The sequence below is a fragment of the Streptomyces fulvoviolaceus genome (assembly GCF_000718165.1).
GTDB lineage: Bacteria > Actinomycetota > Actinomycetes > Streptomycetales > Streptomycetaceae > Streptomyces > Streptomyces fulvoviolaceus.
Window position 1 is genome coordinate 334,908 of sequence record NZ_JOEY01000001.1, and the last position, 22,807, is coordinate 357,714.

Below are 22,807 nucleotides of genomic sequence, written 5' to 3' on the forward strand. Positions count from 1 at the left end.
GTGGCCCGCGACCTCCCCGTACGTATCGTCCAGGACCCGAGCGACGGCTTCACCCGTCTCCCCGCCCGCGTCCCGCCGCCCGACCTGGTCGTCGGCTTCGACGCCTGGGGCGACGACCGCATCCTGGCCCGGATGCACGGCACCGCCGTACCGGCTCTCAGCGGCACCGAACACAAGACCCTGCTGGAGGCCACGCCCAAGGAGGTCAAGGCCGTGACGGCGCGGCTGCGCCGCCTGTGGAGCGACGAGTTCGTACGGGCGGAGCGGCCCGACGCCGCGGGGCGCCCCACCTACCCGTACGCCACACTCGTCGACCTGACCGCCGAGCCGGAAGCCGAGCTGATGGCCAGGCTCGGCGAACTCACCCGATACGGCGCCCAGTTGCTCTTCGACGTCCTGCTCGGCGGCGAGGGCGAATCGGTCAAGCTGTTCCGCGGGTTCCTCATCGAGGCGCTGCGCGGCGACGAACCCCTCCGGGTCCGTTTCGACTCCGACCTGTTCGTCCCGTGGCCGATGCTGTGCCTGCCGCCCGACGCGACGGACGAGCCGGGGCTCCCGGGGCTGTTCCGGCGCTTCCTCGGGCATCGTCACCGGATCGAGCAGACCGGCGGCGGCTTCTACGCGGGCATCGCGGACGGACGCGAGCGGCCGCCTCCCCCGGTACCGGTCGTCAGCCTCAACCACGACACCGGTGTCGATCCGCGCGGCAGAACCCGGGCCGCCCGGATCGGAGAAGTGCTGGCCCAGGGCACCACCCTGATCGAGCGGACCACCCGCCCGCAGCTGGAAGCGGCCCTGAGCGACCCGGCCCTCGACGAACAGCTCATGTACTTCTGGTGCCACGGCCACTTCCAGCCCGCCGAACCCGAACCGCCCTATCTCGTCGTCAAGTTGACCGATCAGCGCCCCATCGACGCGTACACCGTACGAGCCCACCGCCCGCCCCGTGCCGAGTGCGCGCCCTTCCAGCCGTTCGTCCTGCTCAACGCCTGCTACGCGGGTATGCCCGGCAACGCCGACCTCGCCTACCTCGGCCGTGCCCTCGTCGAGACCGGGGCGCGGGGCATCCTCGGCCCACAGATGGAGATGCCGCAGGCGTTCGCCGCCGAGTACGCCCTGGAGTTCCTGACCCGCTATCTGCCCGGCACCGACACGGCGGGCACCGTCACGCACGCCGTCGCCCGGCACTTCGCCGACGAGCTGCGCAACCCGCTGGGCCTCGCCTATGCCCTGCACTGCGGCATGGACGCCCGCCTGGAGCGGGCCCGGCCCGAGGAGACGCCCGCATGAGCCCGGACGTACACGTCGTCGACCTCGGCCCGGACGGCCGGCTCCTTCAGGACACCGCGCACGGCCCGCGCCCGGTCCCCGACAACCGCCTCGACGACCACTTCGCCGAGGAGCTGGCCCCGCCGGCCTGGGCGACCGACCTGCTCGTCTACGTACACGGCTGGCAGACCGGGCCGGACTCGGCGCTCACCGCGGGCCGGCGGCTGCTGACGCTGGCGGCGGAGCGGTACGCCTCGGTCCCCTCCCCCTACCCGCGGCTGAAACCCTGGGACCCCTGGCTCGTCGTGATCCGCTGGCCCTCGCGCTCATGGCCGTCCCTCGGCGGCTACCGCCGTATCCGCGACCGGGCCCACGCCATGAGCACGGAGGGCCACGCGGACCGCGTCATCGGCCGCCTCCTCGGCTACCTGGACGCCCACCGCGCCGACCCGGCCGCCCCACCCGTCCTCGCGGGCCGCGACGGCCAGTACCTGCACCTGATCGGGCACTCCTTCGGCTGCCGGTTCCTGTGCGAGGCGGTGCAGTGGGCGGCGGGCGAGGCCCCGCTCACCCTGGGGTGGAGTACGCCGGAGCCGCCCGGCCGGCCCTTCACCGTCGACTCGATGCTCCTGCTGCAGATGGCGGCCCCGCGCGACGCCTTCACCACCACGTTCACCGCGCTCGCCGAGGCTCCCCTGCGGGGGCCGGTCGTGGCGACGTACTCGCAGCACGACCGCGCCACCGGCTTCTGGCATCTGCGGGCGGAGAAACGCGCGGGCATCGGACACGCCGGCATCGGCACGGCGCCCGCTCCGGTGTCGGCGATCCGGATGCTGCCCGCCGACGAGCCGTATCCCCTCGCCGCCCTCGACCACCGCTTCGTCAGCGTGGACGCGAGCGGCGTCTTCGTGCGCGGACACGGCCCGGCGGGCGCCCACTCCGACCATCTGCGCCCGGAGTCGGCGCACCTGCTGCTGTCACTGGCCGACCACTCCCGATGATGACGCCGGGTGCGGTCGGGCCACGGATCAGCTCTTCGCGGGCGAGGCCTTGCCGGACGAGTCCGTGGCGGTCTCCTCGCCGGAGGCCTTCAGGTCCGGCGACTCCTTGAAGTCGACCTTGCCCATGTGCTTGCTCATCGACTTCATCAGGACCCACACGGCCAGGGCCATCGCCGCGAAGACGATGAAACCGAGGACGCCGGGGGTGACCTTGTCCTCGTCGACCTCCTTGGCGAAGGTGACGAGGTGTGTCATTGCCAGGCTTGCGCTCGCACTCATGTCAGGCATTGTCGCGGATGCCCGCAAAGAGGTCGTCCTCGGGGAGGGAGGTATCGACGAGGGACCTCGCGAGCTCGTACTCCTCGGTCGGCCAGACCTCCTTCTGGAGCTCCATCGGCACCCGGAACCAGCCCCCGTCGGGGTCGATCTGCGTGGCGTGCGCGATCAGGGCCTTGTCGCGGATCTCGTAGAACTCGGCGCACGGGATGTGCGTGGTCAGCGTGCGGTCCTTGTGCGGGGACTCGTCCCAGCGCTTGAGCCAGTCCCCGTACGGCGACTCCATGCCGCGCTCCAGCAGCGCGTTGTGCAGCGCCTCGGTGCGGGGACGGTTGAAGCCCTGGTTGTAGTAGAGCTTCTGCGGCTGGTACGCCGGGCCGAACTCCGACTCCGGGAACTTCTCGGTGTCCGCGGCACCCTCGAACGCCACCATCGAGATCTTGTGGGTCATGATGTGGTCGGGGTGCGGGTAGCCGCCGTTCTCGTCGTAGGTGGTGACCACCTGGGGACGGAAGGAGCGGATCTGCTTCACCAGCTCGCCGGCCGCCTTGTCGACGTCCTCCAGGCCGAAGCAGCCCTCCGGCAGCGGGGGCAGCGGGTCGCCCTCGGGGAGGCCGGAGTCGACGAAGCCGAGCCACTCCTGCTTCACCCCGAGGATCTCGCGGGCCTCGTCCATCTCCTTCTTGCGTACCTCGTGGATGTGCTCCTCGATGTACTTGTCGCCCTGCAGCTTCGGATTGAGGATGGAGCCGCGCTCCCCACCGGTGCAGGTCACGACCAGCACGTCCACCCCCTCGAACACGTACTTCGCCATGGTGGCCGCGCCCTTGCTCGACTCGTCGTCGGGGTGCGCGTGGACGGCCATCAGTCGTAGCTGGTCAGTCAAGACTCAATCCTCGTAGGTCGGCGCCCGGTGTGAACGGGTGCAAATCAAAAGGTGCCGTCCCGCGGGGACGTCGTTGAGGGGCGGCGGTCGGGCAGCGGGTGGCAGGCTTCTATAGTGACCGAATCGGGGGACGAATAATTCCGGGGCCCGGAGGACGATCATGAGTACGGCGAGCACGCGACTGCCCGAGGGCCGCTACGGCCGCTCCTCGGACGAGCGCGCCGACCACAAACTCAAGATCATCGGGACCGTTCTCGGAGCCCTGCTCATCGCCCTCTTCGGCTACTACGCCTGGCACTACGTCGCCCAGAACAAGATCAGCGGCGAGGTGATCGCGTTCGAGCCCGGCAAGAACTCGGTCCAGGTGCATCTGGAGGTCCGCAAGGACGCCGGTGCCAGTGGCTACTGCACCGTGCGTTCCCAGGCGGCGAACGGCGCCGAGGTGGGCCGGGCCGACTTCCACTTCGACGGGGACGCCACGCGCATCGACAAGGTCGTCACGCTCCGCACGACCTCACCGGGCACGACGGCGGAACTCCTCGGCTGTCACGCAGACTGACCTCACCTTCAATACATACGGGCTGACCTGCGTTGACGTGTTTCTGATGGCTTATGTCCTCCCCCTTGAGCCGCTGAATTGTTAGGCTCGTGGTTTCGCCCATCCGTGAAGGAACATTCTTCTGGGTAGGGCGATGCTTTGTATTCCCAGTACCTACGAGGAGCACCTGTGACCCAGACCAGCGAGAACGTCACCTGGCTGACCCAGGAGGCGTACAGCCAGCTCAAGGCCGAGTTGGAGCACCTGTCTGGTCCTGCGCGCACGGAGATCGCCGCCAAGATCGCGGCTGCGCGCGAGGAGGGGGACCTGCGCGAGAACGGCGGGTACCACGCGGCCAAGGAGGAGCAGGGCAAGCAGGAGCTCCGCGTGCGCCAGCTGACCCAGCTCCTGGAGAACGCGAAGGTCGGCGAGGCCCCGGCGTCGGCGGACGGCACGGTCGCACCCGGCATGGTCGTGACGATCGCCTTCGACGGCGACGAGGACGACACGACGACCTTCCTGCTCGCCTCGCGCGAGTACGCGAGCACCGACATCGAGACGTACTCCCCGCAGTCCCCGCTGGGTTCCGGCGTGATCGGCCACAAGGTCGGCGAGGACGCGCAGTACGAGCTGCCGAACGGCAGGAAGGCCTCTGTGACGATCCTCAAGGCCGTGCCCTACAGCGCCTGATCCCGACCGCCCTTTTGCCCTTGGCGGACCCCCGGCGTCTCCCGACGCCGGGGGTTTCGTCATGCCGCCTTCGTCATGCGGTGGCGGAGCGGTACTTCCGGACCGACAGGGTCCTGAATATGACGATGATCAGGACCGAGTAGATCAGCGAGGCCCACACCGAGTGCTGCATGGGCCAGGCCTCGGAGGCCGACACCCCGGGATTGCCGAAGAGCTCCCGGCTGGCCTGGACCGTGGCGCTGAACGGGTTCCAGTCGGCGACGTGGCGCAGCCACGGCGTCATGTGGCTGGTGTCCACGAACGCGTTCGAGATGAACGTGACCGGGAACAGCCAGATCAGCCCGCTGGACGTGGCCGCCTCGGGGGTGCGGACGGACATGCCGATCAGGGCGCCGATCCAGGTGAACGCGTAGCCGAGCAGAAGCAGCAGGCCGAAGGCGGCGAGGACCTTCCCGACGTTGGTGTCGCCGTTCGACCCGACGCGCCAGCCGACCAGCACGGCGACCACGGCCAGGACGACCAGGGTCAGAGCCGTCTGTATCAGGTCGGCGAACGTACGCCCGGTCAGCACCGCGCCGCGCGCCATGGGCAGGGAGCGGAAGCGGTCGATGAGGCCCTTGTGCATGTCGTCGGCTATGCCCGCGCCGGAGCTGGCGGTGGCGAAGGTGACGGTCTGCGCGAAGATGCCCGCCATCAGGAAGTTCTTGTAGTCGGTGGCGCTGGTGCTGCCGCCGATCTGCATGGATCCGCCGAAGACGTAGGTGAAGAGCACCACGAACATGATCGGCTGGATGAGCCCGTAGATGATCATCTCGGGGATCCGGGACATGCGGATCAGGTTGCGCTTCGCGACGACCATCGAGTCCCGGATCGACTGGCCGACCGGGTTCGCGGCCGGCGCCACGCGCACGGCATCGGTCAGAGCACTCACTTGACGGCCTCCTTGTCGTTCTGCTCGTCCTTGACCTCGGCCACGTGTCCCGTCAGGGACAGGAAGACGTCGTCGAGGGTCGGGCGACGCAGACCGATGTCGTCGATCTCGATGCCCCGGGTGTCGAGCTCGCGGATGACCTCGGCGAGGAGCTTGGCGCCGCCGGTCACGGGCACGGTGAGCTTGCGCATGTGGTCCTCGACCGTGGTCTCGCCCTTGCCGAAGCCGGCCAGGACCTCCGCGGCGGTCGTCATGTGCTCCCGCTCGTGCACGACGACCTCGACGCGCTCACCGCCGGTGCGGGCCTTGAGCTGGTCGGAGGTGCCCGTGGCGATGACATGACCGTGATCGACCACGGCGATGTCGTGGGCGAGGTGGTCGGCCTCCTCCAGGTACTGCGTGGTCAGCAACAGGGTCGTACCGCCGGAGACCAGCTGTTTGATGACCTCCCACAGGAGCTGACGGTTGCGCGGGTCGAGGCCGGTCGTCGGCTCGTCCATGAACATCACGGGCGGTGAGACCACCAAGGCCGCCGCGAGGTCGAGGCGGCGGCGCATACCGCCGGAGTAGGTCTTGGTGGGGCGGTCGGCGGCGTCGGCGAGGTCGAACTGCTCCAGCAGTTCCGCCGCGCGGGCCTTCGCGGCCTTCGCCCTCATCTGGTACAGCTGACCGACCATCTGCAGGTTCTCGCGACCGGTGAGGTATTCGTCGACCGCCGCGAACTGGCCGGACAGGCCGATGGAACGGCGCACGGCGTCGGGCTCCTTGAGCACGTCGAGGCCCGCGACGACCGCCCGGCCGCGGTCCGGCCGCAGCAGGGTGGTCAGACAGCGGACCGCCGTCGTCTTGCCCGCGCCGTTCGGCCCGAGGAGGCCCAGGACGGTGCCCTCCGGGACATCGAGGTCGACGCCGTCCAGAGCCCTTACGTCGCCGAAGGTCTTGACCAGGCCTTCGGCATAGATGGCGCCTGGCATATCAGTCTCCACGTCTTCGGGGATTCTTCGGAAAGCCTATTTTTGTACGTTTCGTTCCGCCTGATGGGTGGCGGGGTTTCGGTTGGCACGAGACACACCATAACGCGATGTATCGCGTCTCTCAATGCACTTACCCGATCGAGTGACAAAGAGGCCCCTGAGCTGGGGTTCTGCCGGCGCCGGCGCCTCAGGCGATGACCGTGTAACCCGACTCGCGCAGGGCCCGGCCGACCTCGGCGCAGTGCTCCGGCCCCTTTGTCTCCAGGTGCAGCTCGACCTCCGCCTCCGTGAGCCCGAGCCGTGGGTCGGTCCGTACGTGGCTCACATCGAGGACGTTAGCGTCCACCACTGACAACACCCCCAGAAGCGTCGCGAGGGCGCCCGGCCGGTCCGTCAGCCTGAGGCGTACGGCGAGGTAGCGGCCCTGCGCCGCCATGCCGTGCCGCAGGACACGCTCCATCAGCACCGGATCGACGTTGCCCCCGGACAGCACCGCCACGACCGGCCCTTCGAAGGCGCCCGGGTCGCTCAGCAGTGCCGCGACCGGGCTCGCCCCGGCCGGTTCGACGACCAGTTTGGCCCGCTCCAGGCACAGCAGCAGCGCGGCGGACAGCTCGTCCTCCGACACCGTACGCACCTCGTCGACCAGCTCGCCAACGATTTCGAACGGCACGTCTCCGGGCCGCCCGACCTTCATGCCGTCGGCCATCGTCGTCGGGTTCTCGATCGACACCGGGTGGCCGGCCGCCAGCGAGGGCGGGTACGCGGCCGCGCCCGCCGCCTGCACACCCACGATCCGCACGTCCGGCCTGAGCGCCTTCACCGCGATCGCGACCCCGGCCGCGAGACCGCCGCCGCCGATCCCGAGGACGATCGTGCGCACCTCGGGGCACTGCTCCAGGATCTCCAGGCCGACCGTGCCCTGACCGGCGATGATGTCGGGGTGGTCGAAGGGGTGGATGAAGACCGCCCCCGTCCGGTCCGCGTACTCCTGCGCGGCGGCCAGCGTCTCGTCGACCACCTGGCCGTGCAGGCGCACCTCGGCGCCGTACTCCTTGGTGGCGCTGATCTTCGGCAGCGGGGCGCCCTTCGGCATGAACACCGTGGAGCGCACGCCGAGCAGCGAGGAGGCCAGGGCGACGCCCTGCGCGTGGTTGCCGGCGCTCGCGGCCACGACGCCCGCGGCCCGCTCCTCGGGCAGCAGTCCGGCGATACGGACGTACGCGCCGCGCAGCTTGAACGATCCCGTCCGCTGCAGGTTCTCGCACTTGAAGTGCACCGGCGCGCCCACCAGCTGGGTCAGGTACCGGCTGCCCTCCATCGCGGTCGTCCGCGCCACGCCCGTCAGCATCTTCTGCGCGCCGCGCACGTCGTCGAGCGTCACCGGCGGCACGGGGTGGGCCTTGCGGTAGTTCATGACTCAAGTCTCGCAGTTCACACGCACGGGCTCCTGCTGTGACCAACGTCCGAGACTGGTTTGCGCAGCGCCGGTACGACCCGCCCCCCGGCCGCGTACCCTGTCCCCCAATCCAGCTACCCCCTTCATGAAGTGAGCCTCCGGCCATGCCCACAACACCAGAAATGTCGATGGACATGACGACCTTCGGTGACACCGGTCTTCTCGACACGCTGCAGCACGAAGTGGCGGTCTTCGCCCGCCGTGCCGAACAGACCCGGCTCGGCGGGGTGGGGCAGGTGCGCAACTCCATGGACCGCGCCGCGTACCTGCTGCTCAACCGGCTCGACAAGGAAGGCCCGATGGGCGTCAAGGCGCTCGCCGCGAGCATGGGCATCGACTCCTCGACGGTCACCCGGCAGGTGGCTCCGCTCGTCGACACCGGGCTCGTCAAGCGCACCTCGCACCCCGAGGACGGGCGGGCCGTGGTGCTCCAGCTGTCCCCGCGCGGGCTGTCCCGCCTGGAGGAAGTGCGGTCCTCCAGGCGTCAGTTGATGGCCGAGCTGACACACGACTGGGCGCCGGAGGAGCGCGAGGCGTTCTGCACGCTCCTCACGCGCTTCAACAGCGCGCTCTCCTCCCGGATGGCGGCCCAGGGCCTACCGGGCGCGGAGCCGTCGTCGGCTTCCTGAGCAATCCGTACGCGCGCGTGGCCGGTTGGCCCCGCCGGTACCCGGCGCTGCGCGGCTCTTGACCGAAAGGCCGCACCGGGCCTCATATGAGACCGGGGCACCGGGTCCTCGTAGCACCCGATCGCGTATGCGGTACGGGGCGGGCCCGTTCCTCAGGCGGGAGGCGCGGTGCGGCAACGGCAGGCGGCCCAGGACGCCCGTCGGGCCCGGGAGTTCGAGGCGTTCGTCGCGGGCGCGGCCGGGCGGCTGCTGCATGCCGCCACGCTGCTGACGGCGGAGGCGCCGGACGACAACCCGCGCGCGCGGCGCCTGCTGACGCTGGCCCTCGCCCACACGTACGCGTGCTGGGACCGGCTGCGCGGCGAGGACCCGTACGACCGTGCCCGCCAGCATCTGGCCACCCGCTTCGCGAACGGGGCGTGGCGCCAGTACGGCGGTCTCGTCCCCGGACGTCCGCACCCCGGCAGCCCGCTGGGCGGGCTCGCCCCGCAGGAGCGGCTGATCCTCGTGCTCAGGCTCTACGAAGGGGTCGCCGAGGAACAGGCGGCCGCCCTGCTCGGCCTGCCCGTGGAACGGGTCCACACGATCTGCGACCGGGCGACGGCGAACCTGCTGCATCCGCCGCGGGGGCCGGCACCGGCGGTGGTGGGGGCGAAAGTGGCGGCGCCATGAATGCCATGAATGCGGTGCGTGCCATGAGCGCCGTGCGTGCCATGAGGCGGCCGGACCGCGGGAGGCGCGCGTGAACCGGACCGAACGGGAGGCCGCCGTACGGCGGATCATGGAGCAGGTGTCGCCGTCCGTGCCGCCGGAGCTGTACGGGGACGTCGTGCGGCGCGGCGGCCGCATGCTGCGGCGCAGGAGGGCCGCCCGCCGGCTGATGTGGCTGCTGCTGTTCGCCACGAGCGTGGCGTTCGTCGTCTGGGCGCTGACGGCCCACCCGTGGGTGGAGCCGCCCTCGGAGACGACTCCACCACTGACGGGCTGGTGAGGGCCCCTACTTGGCGAGCGCCTGCTGCAGGTCCTCCAGCAGGTCGTCGACGTTCTCGATGCCCACGGAGAGGCGTACGAGATCGGCGGGCACCTCCAGGGCCGAGCCGGCCACGGACGCGTGCGTCATGCGGCCGGGGTGCTCGATCAGCGACTCGACACCGCCGAGGGACTCGCCGAGCGTGAACACCTTGGCGCGGTTGCAGACCTCGACGGCCGCCTCCTCGCCGCCCTCCACCTGGAAGGAGACCATGCCGCCGAACGTCCTCATCTGCTTGGCGGCGACCTCGTGACCGGGGTGCTCGGGCAGGCCCGGGTAGAGCACGTTCGTCACGCGCGCGTGCCGGGTGAGCATGTCGGCGACCTTGGTGGCGTTCTCGCTGTGCCGGTCCATGCGCACCGACAGCGTCTTGGCGCCGCGCAGCACCAGCCAGGAGTCGAAGGGCCCGGCGACCGCGCCCATCGCGTTCTGGTGGTACGCCAGCTCCTCGCCCAGCTCCGGGTCACCCGTGACCAGCGCGCCGCCGACGACGTCGGAGTGGCCGCCCATGTACTTGGTCAGGGAGTGCACCACGACGTCCGCGCCGAGCGACAGCGGCTGCTGCAGGTACGGCGTGGCGAAGGTGTTGTCGACGACGAGCTTCGCGCCCGCGTCCCGGGAGATCTGGGCGACGGCGGCGATGTCGGTGATGCCGAGCAGAGGGTTGGAGGGGGTCTCCACCCAGACGGCCTTGGTCTTCGGGGTGATCGCGGCCCGGACTGCGGTGGGGTCGCTGGTGTCGGCGACCGACCACTCGACGCCCCAGCGGGCGACGACCTTCGCGAACAGACGGAACGTGCCGCCGTACGCGTCGTTGGGGATGACCACGTGGTCGCCGGGGCTGAGCAGCGTACGCAACAGGCAGTCCTCGGCCGCCAGTCCGGACGCGAACGCGAGACCCCGGCGGCCGCCCTCGAGGGCGGCGAGGTTCTCCTCCAGGGCGGTCCTGGTCGGGTTGGCGCTACGGCTGTACTCGTAGCCGCCGCGCAGGCCGCCGACGCCGTCCTGCTTGTAGGTCGAGACCTGGTAGATCGGCGGGACGACCGCGCCGGTCAGGGGATCGGCGGTGTTGCCCGCGTGGATCGCGAGGGTCTCGAAGTGCTGACTGATGTGCCTGTCGCTCATGGGCACCGAGCGTAGTCCGCTCGCGGGGCGGATGCCGTACCGCGAGGTTTTCCGCAGGCCGCGGAGGGGCTGCGGAAGTTTTCCACAGGCCGGCGCGGCCGGGTTGGCCAATTGTCCGAGGCGTCTGGAACCCTTGAGGCATGGAAATTCTCTGGGTCCTGATGGCGCTGGTCATGCTGGGCTTCGTGCTGGTCCCGTTCCTGCGGCGCAGGCGCGGGATGATCGAACAGGTCGCGCCGGGCCACCCGGACGGCGCGGACCCCGCGAACTACGGGTTCGCGCGGCAGGAGGAGCTGGACATCCGCATGCCCGGCCCCGACCAGGACCTGCTGGACGTCCTGGACCTGGTGCAGCGCACCCAGGACTACAAGGCGGCCGCGCAGCTGCTGGCCGGCACCGGTGCGGAGGGCGAGCTGCGCTGGCAGCGTGTGCAGGCCTTCGCCGGTGCCGCCTCGCTGGAGCTGCGGCAGCGGCCCGGCGGGGTCAGCGAGACGCCGGGCGGGCAGTGGCTCAGGGTGTGGCGGGCCGAGGCGCCCAAGGACGCGGGCGGTGCGGCCGTACACGCGGAGTTCCTGGTGCAGCAGGCGTGGCGGACGTCGACGCCCGGCACGGACGAGTTCCGGATCATCATGGAGGAGGCGAGGTCGGCGTGCGGCGACGCGGCGCTGCTGGCCCCCGGTGACCCGATCCCGTACCTCGTCGAGCTCTCAGTGGCGCGCGGACTGGCCTACACCCAGCCGGAGTTCGAGCAGCTGTGGCTGAAGATCCTGGACCGCGCCCCGGCCCACATGGGGGCGCATCTGGCCGCCCTCCACTACTGGTGCGAGAAGTGGCACGGCTCGCGTGCGCAGGCGTACCAGTTCGCGGAGGCCGCGGCCGCCCGGGCCCCGCACGGCTCCCTGCTCGCCGCCATGCCGCTCTTCGCGGTCTTCGAGCACCTGCCCGAGGTGAACCTGGTCAGCGGCTTCTACCAGAGCGAGGTCGTGACGAAGGCGATCCACGGCGCGCTCCACGCCGTCCACTCGGCCCGCGCCGACGACCCGATGCTGGCCCACGTCCGCCACCTGCTGGTCTTCTTCCTGGTGCGTGCCGAGCGCTGGGCCGAGGCGATGGGCCAGCTCATACACATCGACGGCCATGTGGGCGCCCTGCCCTGGACGCTGTCCGCCGACCCGGCCGCCGAGTTCGCGGTCTACCGGGCCCTGGCGGTGGCGGGGTACGAGGCGAACGGCGGCAGCCCGGCCACGCTCCTTCACTGAGGTCACAGGCCCCCACCAGGGCAGGCCTTGCTTCACGACGGACCGGTCGGCCATGCTCCGCCCTCACACCCGTGTTGGTCATGAGCACGTCTCGTACACCCGCCATGACCACCGGGGCCGTTCCGTGATCCTGTGATCCGTCCTGTGATCTGTCCTGTGGGGGGACTCTGCCCAATGGGCGCGACTCTGCGCGCTGTACGCGCTCTCGTGCTGCTCGCCGGCTTCTATCTGCTCGGCGTGGTCCTGCTGGCGGTGCTCGTCGGCATCGACTGGCTGCTGTACCGGTACGCACCGGCCAGTCTCGCGGCGAAGCTGTACCTCGTCTCCGTACTCCTGGCGATCCCGGTGGTCCGCGGCCTGTTCATGCTGCGCACCCCGCGCGAGGAGGAAACGGCGGGCCTGCCCGCCACAGAGGCCGACGAGCCCGAACTCTGGCGCACCGTAAGGGAGTTGGCCGAGCAGGTCGGCACCCGCGCCCCGTCCCGCATCCTGCTGACGGCCGACGTCAACGCCGCCGTGGCCGAGGACGCCCGGCTGCTCGGCCTGCTGCCCGGCCCGCGCCGCCTGTACCTCGGCGTACCGCTGCTGCAGGGCCTGTCCGAGGCCCAGTTGCGGGCGGTCCTGGCCCATGAACTGGGCCATTACTCGAACTCCGACACCCGCCTGGCCGCCCTCACCGTGCGCGGCCGCGCCCAGGTCCTGCGCACCATCACGCACTTCGAGCAGCGGGCCGACAAGAGCGCGGCGCGCGAGCAGGCCCGGCAGGAGAAGAAGAACGCCAAGGCCGAGGCGAAGGGCAAGCAGGCCAAGGAGGTCGACCCCGGCCACGCGGGCGTGACGTACCGGATGATGGCGAAGATCTACATCACCTACGCCAAGCTGTACTTCCGCGCCACGCTCTCCGTCTCCCGCCGCCAGGAGTACGCCGCCGACGCCGCTGCCGCCCGCATCGCCGGACGCGACGCCACCGCGGCCGCCCTGCGCGAGATCCCGGTGCTGGACGCCTCGTTCGGGTTCTACATGAACTGCTACGCGACCCTGGGATCGGGCTCGGAGCTGCTGCCGCCGCGCGGCGAGGTGTTCGGCGGCTTCGGCCGGATGCTGAGCGCCCGGCAACTCGAACTCGCCGGGATGCGCACGGAGCTGCCGACGGAGCCTTCGTCGCCGTACGACTCGCATCCGCCGATCGCCGACCGGGTCCGCCGTATCGAGGAACTCCCCGACGACGGACGCGCGGACGAGGCCCGGGGCGCGGCCCTCGACCTCCTGTCCGACGCGCAGAACACCCTGGTCGCCCTGGAAGACGTGGCCCTGACGGACGACGTACGGCGCTTCAGCCGCACCCGCGACTGGCAGGAGCTGCTCGATCGGACGATGGCCGAGTCGTTCGGCTCCGGCAGCACATCCCTGCACCGGGCCTACGTCATGTACACCAAGGACCAGCCGACGCTGCCCGCGCTGCTGAAGTTGATCGAGGACGGCCAGTTGTGGCAGCTCGCGAAGCGGCTGCCGCTGTCCGACGAGGCGGCCGCCGCGAACGGCCGCGCCTTCCGCGAGTTCGTACGCCCGACCCTGCACAGGTCGCTGATCAGCATGGCCCTGGCCGAGCTCAACGCCCGCTCGCTGCTGCGCTGGGAGTTCTCCTGGGAGCGGTCGGCGATCCCGCACCTGCCGCCGGCCCCCGACGGCACCGAGACCGACCTCGCCGAGGTGGTCGCCCCGGCGGTCGCCGACGCCCCCGACACCGCCCCGCTGCGGGCGCTGCTCGCCAACGACTCCCAGCACCGAGGTGCACTGTGATCATCCTCTGGGTCGTCCTGGCCCTCATCGGACTTCCCCTGCTCGCCCTGGGCCTGTACTTCCTCAAGGCCATCGTCCAGGGCGCGATCGAGGGATGGCGCGGGACGGACGACGACGCCGACGGGCCGTACGAACTGCCCGCCGCGGCCGCCGCCCTCGGGATGCTGCCGCCCGACCGGCAGAACAAGGACTCCGCGGGGCCGGTCCCGGCCGCGCTCACCGCGGCGCTCGACGCGGCCAGGGCCGGCGACTGGCAGCCCGCCGCGGCCCTGCTGGACGCGACGGCCGCCGAGCGGGACTGGGAGTACCGCTCCGTCCACAGCTCATGGCTCGCGTCCGTCGCCGCCGAGGACGACACCTGGCTGCTGGCCTGGGAGGCCGCCCGCCCCGACGACCCGGGGGCCGCCCTGGTGCGGGCCCGCAGCACGGTGGCGCTGGCGGGGAACATCCGCGGTGCGCAGCGGGCGAAGCACACCACCGCCGAGCAGTTCGAGGGCTTCCACCGAGTGATGGCCCAGTCCCAGGAGCACCACGCCCGCGCGGTCGCGCTCGGTGTCGAGGGCGACCCGACGCCGTACAGCGCCCAGATCTCGACCGCGCTGGGCCTCGGCTATCCGCACGCCGAGATGGATCGCATCTGGAAGGAGATCACCGACCGCGCCCCGCACCACTTCTCGGCCCACTACACGGCGCTGCAGTACTGGTGCGCCAAGTGGCGCGGCTCCGAGAAGCTGGCCCGCGACTTCGCGGCCGACGCCGCCGCGAAGGCGCCCCTGGGCAGCCTGATGACGGTGTTCCCGCTGATCGCGCACTTCGAGCACGACGAGTCCGACTCGGCGGACGGCGACCGTACGCCCGAGATGCGGGCCCTGGTCGACGCGGCGCTCGCGGACGTGGCCGCCGCCGATCCGTCCCACCCGCACGTGGCGGAGGTGCGCCACCTGCTGGCGTACTACCTGTGCCTGCAGGACCGCGACGAGGCGGCCGTGGAGCAGTTCCGGCTGGTGGACGGGTACGTGGACTCGCTGCCCTGGAAGTACCGGGGTGATCCTGCGGGCGAGTACTGCCGGATGCGGGATCTGAGCCTGGCGAACGCGGCGGGCTGACCGGGGGTCTGGCGGAATCCGGGGCGGCGCGGAAACGTTGTTCTCGCTGCCGCCCCCACGCTCGCCCGAACGAAGGAGCCCGCGTCATGCTGTTCGGCCGTACGCCCGTCCTGCCCACCCCCGAGCAGGCGCTGAAGGGCCGCCCGGAGCCGGCGTTCACGGTCCCCGACCGCCACACCGTCCTCGGCACCCCGCTGCTCGGCCCCTACCCCGAGGGCTACGGGATCGCCGACTTCGGCCTCGGCTGCTTCTGGGGCGCCGAGCGCAAGTTCTGGCAGCTCCCGGTGGGCGTCTGGACCACCCTGGTCGGATACCAGGGCGGCCACACCGAGAACCCGATGTACGAGGAGGTCTGCTCGGGCCTGACGGGTCACACGGAGGCGGTCCGCGTCGTCTACGACCCCGCCTTGATCTCGTACGAACGCCTCCTGAAGACCTTCTGGGAGTCCCACGACCCCACCCAGGGCTTCCGCCAGGGCAACGACGTGGGCACCCAGTACCGCTCCGCGATCTACACCCACTCTCCCGAGCAGGCGGCGGTGGCCGAGGCCTCCCGAGAGGCCTACCAGAAGGTCCTGACGGGCTCGGGCTACGGCACGATCACGACGGAGATCCTGCCGGTGGAGGGGCGGACCTTCTATGCGGCTGAGGGCTATCACCAGCAGTACTTGGACAAGAACCCGGCCGGGTACTGCGGGATCGGCGGGACGGGGGTCAAGCTGAGTACCCCGTTCGAAACCAACTGGGGGGCGTCTTGCCCCACGGGGGTCGCGCCCGCGCCGGAGATCGCAGAACAGTAGGTCTGCAACCTCGCGCCCACTGGAGCGGGTGTGCTGTCGGCTGCCAGGGGGCAAAGAGCAGCCGACTCGGCGGCTTAGGACAGTGGTGGGGCGTCCTGGCCGGCGCACTCCTCATCGCAGCGTGGATCAATGAATCAGCAGGCCCAGCGGTGATCATCGCCCTGTCCGCGGCGGTCCTCCTCTGGTCCTTCTTCCAAGCTCCAGTGACCTGCGGGGCTCCAGTCAGGGGACGAGTCGATGGCTGCCGCAACAACGCGACCGGCATCCTCATGGGCTGCCACATCCATCAGCACCGCTGGCAGAAACTCAAGTTGCTGATCGTCCGGCGGCGTGTGCGTGAGTTCTGCTCCGGACTGTTCTCAGACGGCAAGGCCGCCCTCGTCACACTCGCAGCAGCAGGCAGCTTCCTCTCAGGACCGGTGGCGCTCATACCTGGCGTCGCCGTCTGAAACAACGGGTCACCTGACAGCAGAGCCCCGCCGGGACGGGGGGCAAGCTGAGTGTTCGGGACGAACTGGGGGCGTGTTGCCGGCGGGCCTGATTGCAGTTCCGGAAGCTGTGGACGAGTGAGCGGCCGGTCCAGGGGCTTCTGCTTCAGCCCGGCGCACCTCGTATGACCAGGCATACAAGATGTCAGCAGTGATACCCATGTGCGTTGAGTCCCCATAAGGTGCATCCGTGACTGCCACGTTGAGTTCCACGAGAGCCCGGGCCGCGCTCCGCACATCGGCGCGGGTCTCCGGGGAGTTGCTGCTCATATTCCTGATGCTCGCGGTGGCCCTGTGGATCCTGGGCCGGATGTGGTCGGTCGTCTGGCCGCTCGTGATCGGCCTGCTGTTGACCACGCTGACCTGGCCACCGACTCGTTTCCTGCGGCGTCACGGGTGGAAACCCGCCCTCGCCGCGTCAGTCGTGACAGTGCTGTTCCTCCTGGTCGCCATGGGCGTCGTGGCACTGATCGCGGTACCGGTGGCATCGCAGTCCGGGGAACTGAGCGACGGTGTGTTCAAGGGCGTTCAGGAGTTGCGCGAGTGGGCCGCCGGGCCGCCGTTGAACATCGATGACGCGCAGATCAACAAGGCCTTCGACACCGCGGTCTCCCGCGCACAAGACGGTCTGGGCAACCTGGCGGGCGCTGTCGTCACGGGAGTGAGCACCGTGCTGAACGGTCTGGTCTCCGCCGTCCTGGCCCTCTTCCTGATGTTCTTCTTCCTCAAGGACGGCCCACGGTTCCTGCCGTGGCTCGCCCGTCAGCTGCCCGGTCGACTCGCCACCGACGTCCCGACCGTGGCCGCGCGCGGCTGGAACACCCTGGGCTCGTTCGTGCGCTCCCAGGCGGCTGTCGGCCTGCTCGACGCCGTCCTGATCGGCCTGGGTTTGTGGATCTTGGACGTACCCCTGGTGCTTCCCCTGGCCGTACTGACCTTCGTCACCGCGTTCGTGCCGATCATCGGTGCTCTGTTCGCCGGTCTCGTCGCGGTTCTTATCGCGCTGGTCTCCAACGGCCTGACGGACGCGCTGATCGTGCTGGCCATCATCGTGGTGGTGCAGCAGCTCGAGGGCAACGTGTTCCAGCCCATGATCCAAAGCCGTGGGCTCGGCCTCCACGCGGCCGTGATCCTGCTGGCGGTGACATTGGGCGGCAGTCTGGCCGGCATCGTGGGGAGTCTGCTCGCGGTACCGGTCGCCGCGCTGATCGCGGTGGTCTGGGGCTACGTGCGTGAGCAGCTCCGCGAACCGTCCCAGGGTCCGGGGACCGACGGCCTGGACACCGGCGACCCCGTCCCGTCCTAGGCATGTGCGGGTGGGTGCGGCTCCGTCGCCGTCTCCGCCGGCTGGTGATTTGTCCATCTACATGGCTGAGAGGCCGCTCCGCCCGACCACCAGCTCGAACGCATGGGTCACATGGCAGCACAGGCTCGCCGGGACGGGGGTCTCGTGCCCGATCGGTGTGGCCAAGGCGGATGGCTGACCGCAGGTGTTCGGCTCGTACGTTCCCTCCGCTGAGCCCTGAAGACCCGCGCAGGTGCGAATCCGTCCGGTGAGCCGTTGACCTTGACACGGTGACAAGGCTTTCACTGCTTGCCGAGGAGGTGGTCTCGGTGACCATGACGGGACAGGACGCAGATGCGATACGGGTGCTCCAGGGCAGCCTGGAGGACGGCCGTTCGTCCGTGCGGCTGCGGGCGGCTCTGGCGGTCGGCACGGCGCCGGATCCGCGCTTCGTCGGCAAGCTCGTCGAGCGATGCGCGGTCGAGCCCGAGTTCTTCGTCCGGGACATGCTGACCTGGGCGCTCACCCGCCACCCGGTGTCCATGACGCTCCCCGCGCTGCTCCGCGAAGTCCGCTCGGAGCGTGCGCAGGCGCGGAGCCAGGCGTTGCACACGCTGTCCAAGATCGGGGACCGGCGGGCGTGGCCGGCGATCACGCGGGCGCTCCTGGCCGACGCCGACGACGAGGTGGCGCGGAGCGCCTGGCGGGCCGCGGTCGTGCTCGTGCCGGAGGGCGAGGAGTCCGGGTTGGCCGCGGTGCTGGCGACGCAGCTCGGGCGAGGTGAGCGGGAGACGCAGTTGAGTCTCAGCCGGGCGCTGGTCGCGTTGGGTGAGGTCGTTCTGTCGGCTCTGCGTGCTGCGACGACGGCCACCGACCGGCGTGTGCGCACGCACGCGCTCGCCACGGAACGGCTGCTGCGCGACCCTGATGCCGGATTCGAGTTCGCGATCGAGGAGGCGAAGCGCGTGGTGGCCCTCGGTGGGTCCGGCCAGGAGGGACGATAGGACGTGTTGATCGGTGAGGTGGCGCGGCGGTCCGGGGTCAGCGCCCGCATGCTCAGGCATTACGAGTCGCTCGGGCTGCTGCGGCCTTCGGGTCGTACGGGCTCCGGCTATCGGGAGTACTCCGGCGAGGACATCCGGCGGATCTTCCACATCGAGAGCCTGCGGTCGCTGGGACTGTCGCTGCGTGAGATCGGACGCGCGCTCGACGATCCCGGCTTCACGCCCTCGGCGCTCGTCGACGACCTCATCCGCCAGACACGCGAACGCATCGCGGCCGAGACCGAGTTGCTCACGCGGCTCCGCCGGATCGATGCCGCGGAACCCGCCGGCTGGGAGGACGTCCTCCAAGTCGTCGCAGTCCTCCAGGCGCTGGGGTCGAAGAGCGCTGCCGCGCGCCAGCGTGCGGCCCTCTCTTCAGCCGGCGAATTGCCGGTGGAGGCCCTGGTCGAGGCGGTGCTCAGGGAGACGGACCCGAACGTCGCCGGAGCCCTTCGATGGGCGCTGGCGCGATCGGGCGACGGCGGCACGGCACTGCTGGCGAAGGGCCTCGCCTCACCGGTGGCCGCGGTGCGCGAACGTGCCGTTCGGTCCCTCGCCGAGATGCCCGGTGACGAGACCACCGCCCTGCTGCGGGACGCCCTCGCGGACCCCGATGCCGTGATCCGCGGCCATGCGGCGCTGGCCCTCGGGACGCGTGGAGTCGCCGATGCGATCCCGGCGCTCATCGACATGATCGTAGAGGGAAGGAACGACACCGATGCGGCCGATGCACTGAGCATGCTGGCGAGCGACACCGCGACGGCGGATCAGATCGCCGGCGGGCTCGTCGACCGCCTGGCCCACGAGACCACTGAAACCACTGAACCCACCGCACCCACCGCACCCACCGCACCCACCGCACCCACAGAAGCCCCTGCACGCGTACGCCTCACCCAGGCGCTGGCGGACATCCCCGGGAGCACGGCTTCATGTGCCCTCGTGGAGCTGTCGCAGGACGGGGACCGCGCCGTCGCGCTGACTGCGACGTACCTGCTTCAGCTACGCGACGCACGGTGACGGATCTCTCCTGGGGTGCCGCACAAGCGGCCGGCCGTCAGCCCTCCGCGCGGGCCGGCAGCCGCCATCCCGGGCGCGGGAAGTGGCAGGTGTAGCCGTCCGGGTAGCGCTGCAGGTAATCCTGATGCTCGGGCTCGGCCTCCCAGAAGGGGCCCACCGGCTCCACCTCGGTGACGACCTTGCCCGGCCACAGGCCAGAAGCGTCCACATCCGCGATCGTGTCCTCGGCGATCCGCTTCTGCTCGTCATCCACGTAGTAGATCGCCGAGCGGTAGCTGAGGCCGATGTCGTTGCCCTGGCGGTCCTTGGTGCTCGGGTCGTGGATCTGGAAGAAGAACTCCAGGAGCGCGCGGAAGTCGGTCTTGGCCGGATCGAAAAGGATCTCGATGGCCTCCGCGTGCGTGCCGTGGTTGCGGTACGTCGCGTTCGGCACGTCACCCCCGGTGTATCCCACCCGGGTCGCCGTCACGCCCGGAAGTCGGCGGATCAGCTCCTCCATCCCCCAGAAGCATCCGCCCGCCAGCACGGCCCTCTGCGTCTGCGCAGCCATCGCGGCCCTCCCATATCTGTCAGCTCGGTCACTCGGGCTACTCGGCTCGCACACCACCGGCATCCCACACCCACCCTCCTCAACGCACGAGGGTTCCCGACGATTCCGTGCCCGCCCGACCGGCCCTGCGGTGGCCCACCCCCACGCCGGTCAGGCCGCCGGATCCCCCGGAGCTGCTGACCGACGTCCGGCGCTGGGCGCAGGACGTCGGTCAGGTCAGATCAGGTCAGATCACGCCGGTGACGTGACGGCCCCGCCGAGATGTCGGGCGAAGAAGCGGACCGCGCTGTCGGCCTCGAACCTGGGTAGTTCCTTGTGCCTGCCCGCGTTGGCGTGCAGCGTCTTCTCCTTTGAGGCGAAGGCGTCGAACAGCGCCAGACCGGACTCGCGCGGGATGTGCTCGTCGTCCCACTGGAGCGTGAACTCGATCGGGATGGTGATCTGCTTCGCCGTCTCGGCGAGGGCGTCGGGCCAGTGGAGACCGAAGGCCGCGGCGGTGATCCTGGGTTCGACCGCCGTCAGCGGAACCCCGATCGCGGTGCCCATGTTCAGGCCGTAGTAGCCGACCGGCCCTTCGGTGCCGATCTCCGGCAGTTCCTGGAGGGCGTCCAGGGTCGCCCGCCACTCCGGTACGGCGCGCTCCGCGAGGTGGGCGTTGTAGCGGACGACGATCGGACCGACCGGCTCGCCCGTTGCCATCGCCTGCCGCATCGCGGCGATCTCCTGCTCGTCGTACACCGTGCGGGGTCGGCCGTCGTGGCCGGGCGCGTCGATGGCGGCGACGTGGAAACCGCAGCCGGTGACGAGGAGGTGGGCACGGCCCACCATTCCCGGGGCCTTCTTGTGTGTGCCGCCGCCATGGCCCATCAACACCAGAGGCGCGCGACCGGAGCCGGATGCGGAGCCGGATGCGGATGCGGATGCGGGCGACCAGAGCACGCCGGTGACCTCACCCACCGTGAAGTCGCGTTCGATGACACCGTCCGACGATGTCTCCGCAGTGAAATGCACAGAATGCACAGGTAGTTGCCTTTCGGGAGTGCCTTGTTGTCGAGGCGCTCCCGGCGACACCTATGTCAATGGCCCGACCGTGAAGAAGAGGGGAGCACCCACTTGGATCCAGCGTTCATGGGTCTCACCTCCTCCAGCGATGTCACGATCTCCTGCAAGCTAGCAGCGCGAACGCCCTCCCGCCCAACCCTTTCCCTGCCGACCAGCGGTGCACGGCTCACCCACCGGCTCACCCACCGGCGCGCCGCACGTCGCGCGGTTCGCCGCCGGTACGCCGTTGCGCAACCGTTTCACCGGTTGGGATGAAGCCGAGGTCGTGCCGGCCGATGCGGGGCACGAGGCTGTGAAACTTGGGTGCCCCGGCGCGGATTGCCGTTGACGGCTCTTCTCCTCGCGCCGCCGTACTCGGTCACCTGTCACAGCTCCCGGAGTTCCGCCATGCCCGCCGTTCCCTCCGCCACCTCAGACAGCCCTCCGGCCTCCGCGCCGACGCACCAGGACGAGCCGGACACCCGGCTCCAGCAGGACGCCGGCCCCGACCCCCGGCCCGAATCGGGTATTCGATGGCGTCGCAGGCTCGCCACCTCTCTCGCCGTGGCGGCGTCGCTGGCCACCGTCGTCTCCCTGGGAGTCACACTCCTCGGCGGCAGAGGCGACGGAGCGGACGGGTCAGACGGGTCAGACGGCAAGGCAGGGAGCAGCACCCTGGCCGACGGCGGACAACTGCGCGACGGTACGCAGAAGTTGACCTCGAGCATCTCCGTCGGCAGTCGTGACGCCGGCATCGGGCAGTGCGAGTTCGTCCAGGGGCAGTTGACCGGCCCTCTCCCCGAGAACAAGCAGATCGCCGTTTTCGTCGAGGACAACCACGGCGAGACGTGGCTGCAAGAGGCTCCCGACTTCCCGAAGTTCCAGGTCCCCGCGAACCAGCGCCGCAGTTGGAACACCAGCGTGACGCTCGGCGATCCGAAGAGCGCCCACGACCATCTGGAGTTCACCATCCGGGTCGTACTGCTGCCCTCGACCGAATCCCCGGTGTGGGGCGGGAAAGCCCCCGTCGGCATCAAGCCGAGCTGGACGAAACTCTCGTACCTCGAGGTCACCCGCCAGAACAGCGCCCACCACTGCCAGAGGTGACCCTGCCGTGCGGCTACGCCGGTACGAGCAGCGCCGCCGCACCCAGCAGATCGACGACGAAGCACCACTCCGCCCACGCCCGCGGTACGACCTTCCCGGACCGGTGATGGACCACGTCCCAGACGGCGTGCCCCAGCCAGCCCGCCGCCAGGACGTACCGCGCGACGGTGTCGTCCACCGCGACGGCCACCAGGGCGACGGCGCCGAAGGCGAGCAGGCCGGCGGCCTGGAGGGTGAGTGCGCCCGGGGTGCGGAGCTCTCCGCGTACGGCGCCGAAGGCCAGGTAGCAGAGCGGCATGAGGACCAGGAGCCCGGCCAGGAGCTCCAGGGCGGGGAGGCCGTCCGCGAAGGTCGCGACCGCGACGCCGACGGCCAGCAGGGTGGGCCAACGGTGCATGGTCCGCATGGACCGGGTGTGCAAGGACTCGGCCAACATGGCTTCTCCCGAGGGTTGTTGATGCCGGACGACTCCACTGTTGGACCACGCGGTCACCAAGAGCGCG

At 70.3% G+C, this 22,807-nt stretch carries 25 protein-coding genes; 16 read left to right on the plus strand and 9 right to left on the minus strand.

Annotated features, from left to right (window positions below; translation table 11 throughout):
* Nucleotides 1-1,290, plus strand: coding sequence for a CHAT domain-containing protein (locus IG08_RS0101615; RefSeq protein ID WP_030595142.1), 1,290 nt, complete (start codon nucleotides 1-3; stop codon nucleotides 1,288-1,290).
* Nucleotides 1,287-2,270 (plus strand): alpha/beta hydrolase family protein, encoded by a 984-nt coding sequence (locus IG08_RS0101620; RefSeq protein ID WP_030595144.1) that lies wholly within the window; start codon nucleotides 1,287-1,289, stop codon nucleotides 2,268-2,270. Before IG08_RS0101615 ends, IG08_RS0101620 begins: the two co-directional genes overlap by 4 nt.
* A 27-nt stretch (nucleotides 2,271-2,297) precedes the next feature.
* On the opposite strand, the gene IG08_RS0101625 is transcribed toward IG08_RS0101620, so the two are convergent.
* Both IG08_RS0101625 and mca read right to left on the minus strand, forming a co-directional pair.
* A complete protein-coding gene (locus tag IG08_RS0101625) occupies nucleotides 2,298-2,558 on the minus strand; it encodes a hypothetical protein (RefSeq protein ID WP_078655389.1) in 261 nt (86 codons plus the stop codon).
* Nucleotides 2,551-3,411 carry a mycothiol conjugate amidase Mca gene (mca, locus tag IG08_RS0101630; protein WP_030595148.1) on the minus strand — a complete coding sequence of 287 codons (861 nt, stop codon included), beginning with the start codon at nucleotides 3,409-3,411 and terminating at the stop codon, nucleotides 2,551-2,553. Before mca ends, IG08_RS0101625 begins: the two co-directional genes overlap by 8 nt.
* 181 nt (nucleotides 3,412-3,592) lie before the next feature.
* On the opposite strand from mca, the gene IG08_RS0101635 reads away from it, so the two are divergent.
* Nucleotides 3,593-3,991: a DUF4307 domain-containing protein gene (locus tag IG08_RS0101635; RefSeq protein ID WP_030595150.1), complete on the plus strand. Its 399-nt coding sequence runs from the start codon at nucleotides 3,593-3,595 to the stop codon at nucleotides 3,989-3,991.
* Between the two features lie 168 nt (nucleotides 3,992-4,159).
* Nucleotides 4,160-4,660: a transcription elongation factor GreA gene (gene greA / locus IG08_RS0101640; protein ID WP_030595152.1), complete on the plus strand. Its 501-nt coding sequence runs from the start codon at nucleotides 4,160-4,162 to the stop codon at nucleotides 4,658-4,660.
* A 73-nt stretch (nucleotides 4,661-4,733) separates the two neighbouring features.
* Here greA and IG08_RS0101645 read toward each other — a convergent pair whose 3' ends face one another.
* From IG08_RS0101645 to ilvA, 3 genes are all read right to left on the minus strand, one after another.
* Entirely contained in the window at nucleotides 4,734-5,591 is an 858-nt protein-coding gene (locus tag IG08_RS0101645; RefSeq protein WP_030595154.1) for an ABC transporter permease, read from the minus strand.
* Complete coding sequence (locus IG08_RS0101650; protein WP_030595156.1) at nucleotides 5,588-6,565, minus strand: daunorubicin resistance protein DrrA family ABC transporter ATP-binding protein; 978 nt, start codon at nucleotides 6,563-6,565, stop codon at nucleotides 5,588-5,590. Before IG08_RS0101650 ends, IG08_RS0101645 begins: the two co-directional genes overlap by 4 nt.
* A 187-nt stretch (nucleotides 6,566-6,752) precedes the next feature.
* Nucleotides 6,753-7,982 carry a threonine ammonia-lyase gene (gene ilvA, locus IG08_RS0101655; RefSeq protein ID WP_030595158.1) on the minus strand — a complete coding sequence of 410 codons (1,230 nt, stop codon included), beginning with the start codon at nucleotides 7,980-7,982 and terminating at the stop codon, nucleotides 6,753-6,755.
* 164 nt (nucleotides 7,983-8,146) lie between these two features.
* Here ilvA and IG08_RS0101660 point away from each other — a divergent pair, with 164 nt between their 5' ends.
* The 3 genes from IG08_RS0101660 (at nucleotide 8,147) to IG08_RS0101670 (ending at nucleotide 9,644) form a co-directional block, all read left to right on the plus strand.
* Complete coding sequence (locus tag IG08_RS0101660) at nucleotides 8,147-8,653, plus strand: MarR family winged helix-turn-helix transcriptional regulator (protein WP_030595161.1); 507 nt, start codon at nucleotides 8,147-8,149, stop codon at nucleotides 8,651-8,653.
* 168 nt (nucleotides 8,654-8,821) lie between these two features.
* Nucleotides 8,822-9,325, plus strand: coding sequence for a sigma factor-like helix-turn-helix DNA-binding protein (locus IG08_RS0101665; protein ID WP_030595162.1), 504 nt, complete (start codon nucleotides 8,822-8,824; stop codon nucleotides 9,323-9,325).
* 70 nt (nucleotides 9,326-9,395) lie between these two features.
* The gene (locus IG08_RS0101670) at nucleotides 9,396-9,644 is read left to right on the plus strand and encodes a hypothetical protein (RefSeq protein ID WP_030595164.1); all 249 of its coding nucleotides are present in this window, start codon (nucleotides 9,396-9,398) and stop codon (nucleotides 9,642-9,644) included.
* 6 nt (nucleotides 9,645-9,650) lie between these two features.
* Here the strand turns inward: IG08_RS0101670 and IG08_RS0101675 are convergent, their stop codons facing one another.
* A complete protein-coding gene (locus tag IG08_RS0101675) occupies nucleotides 9,651-10,808 on the minus strand; it encodes a cystathionine gamma-synthase (RefSeq protein ID WP_030595166.1) in 1,158 nt (385 codons plus the stop codon).
* A gap of 140 nt (nucleotides 10,809-10,948) precedes the next feature.
* On the opposite strand from IG08_RS0101675, the gene IG08_RS0101680 reads away from it, so the two are divergent.
* The 8 genes from IG08_RS0101680 to IG08_RS0101715 all read left to right on the plus strand — a co-directional run bounded on the left by IG08_RS0101680 (nucleotide 10,949) and on the right by IG08_RS0101715 (nucleotide 19,606).
* The gene (locus IG08_RS0101680; RefSeq protein ID WP_030595168.1) at nucleotides 10,949-12,067 is read left to right on the plus strand and encodes a hypothetical protein; all 1,119 of its coding nucleotides are present in this window, start codon (nucleotides 10,949-10,951) and stop codon (nucleotides 12,065-12,067) included.
* 174 nt (nucleotides 12,068-12,241) lie between these two features.
* The gene (locus tag IG08_RS0101685; RefSeq protein WP_030595171.1) at nucleotides 12,242-13,867 is read left to right on the plus strand and encodes a M48 family metalloprotease; all 1,626 of its coding nucleotides are present in this window, start codon (nucleotides 12,242-12,244) and stop codon (nucleotides 13,865-13,867) included.
* Nucleotides 13,864-14,973, plus strand: coding sequence for a hypothetical protein (locus IG08_RS0101690; RefSeq protein WP_030595173.1), 1,110 nt, complete (start codon nucleotides 13,864-13,866; stop codon nucleotides 14,971-14,973). The genes IG08_RS0101685 and IG08_RS0101690 overlap by 4 nt, the downstream gene beginning before the upstream one ends.
* Nucleotides 14,974-15,059: 86 nt before the next feature.
* Complete coding sequence (gene msrA / locus IG08_RS0101695) at nucleotides 15,060-15,773, plus strand: peptide-methionine (S)-S-oxide reductase MsrA (protein ID WP_030595175.1); 714 nt, start codon at nucleotides 15,060-15,062, stop codon at nucleotides 15,771-15,773.
* Between the two features lie 149 nt (nucleotides 15,774-15,922).
* Nucleotides 15,923-16,222 carry a hypothetical protein gene (locus IG08_RS61085; RefSeq protein WP_234342777.1) on the plus strand — a complete coding sequence of 100 codons (300 nt, stop codon included), beginning with the start codon at nucleotides 15,923-15,925 and terminating at the stop codon, nucleotides 16,220-16,222.
* 229 nt (nucleotides 16,223-16,451) lie between these two features.
* A complete protein-coding gene (locus tag IG08_RS0101705) occupies nucleotides 16,452-17,567 on the plus strand; it encodes an AI-2E family transporter (protein WP_030595179.1) in 1,116 nt (371 codons plus the stop codon).
* Nucleotides 17,568-17,881: 314 nt separating this feature from the next.
* On the plus strand, nucleotides 17,882-18,550 hold the full coding sequence (locus tag IG08_RS0101710) for a HEAT repeat domain-containing protein (RefSeq protein WP_234342782.1): 669 nt from the start codon (nucleotides 17,882-17,884) through the stop codon (nucleotides 18,548-18,550).
* Between the two features lie 3 nt (nucleotides 18,551-18,553).
* Complete coding sequence (locus tag IG08_RS0101715; protein ID WP_030595183.1) at nucleotides 18,554-19,606, plus strand: MerR family transcriptional regulator; 1,053 nt, start codon at nucleotides 18,554-18,556, stop codon at nucleotides 19,604-19,606.
* 37 nt (nucleotides 19,607-19,643) lie between these two features.
* Here IG08_RS0101715 and msrA (IG08_RS0101720) read toward each other — a convergent pair whose 3' ends face one another.
* Nucleotides 19,644-20,156 carry a peptide-methionine (S)-S-oxide reductase MsrA gene (gene msrA, locus IG08_RS0101720; RefSeq protein WP_030595186.1) on the minus strand — a complete coding sequence of 171 codons (513 nt, stop codon included), beginning with the start codon at nucleotides 20,154-20,156 and terminating at the stop codon, nucleotides 19,644-19,646.
* Nucleotides 20,157-20,387: 231 nt separating this feature from the next.
* Nucleotides 20,388-21,176 (minus strand): alpha/beta hydrolase, encoded by a 789-nt coding sequence (locus IG08_RS0101725; RefSeq protein ID WP_030595189.1) that lies wholly within the window; start codon nucleotides 21,174-21,176, stop codon nucleotides 20,388-20,390.
* A 429-nt stretch (nucleotides 21,177-21,605) separates the two neighbouring features.
* Here IG08_RS0101725 and IG08_RS0101730 point away from each other — a divergent pair, with 429 nt between their 5' ends.
* Nucleotides 21,606-22,304: a hypothetical protein gene (locus IG08_RS0101730; protein WP_030595191.1), complete on the plus strand. Its 699-nt coding sequence runs from the start codon at nucleotides 21,606-21,608 to the stop codon at nucleotides 22,302-22,304.
* Nucleotides 22,305-22,317: 13 nt separating this feature from the next.
* Here the strand turns inward: IG08_RS0101730 and IG08_RS0101735 are convergent, their stop codons facing one another.
* Nucleotides 22,318-22,740: a hypothetical protein gene (locus tag IG08_RS0101735; protein ID WP_030595193.1), complete on the minus strand. Its 423-nt coding sequence runs from the start codon at nucleotides 22,738-22,740 to the stop codon at nucleotides 22,318-22,320.
* Nucleotides 22,741-22,807 lie beyond the last annotated feature (67 nt).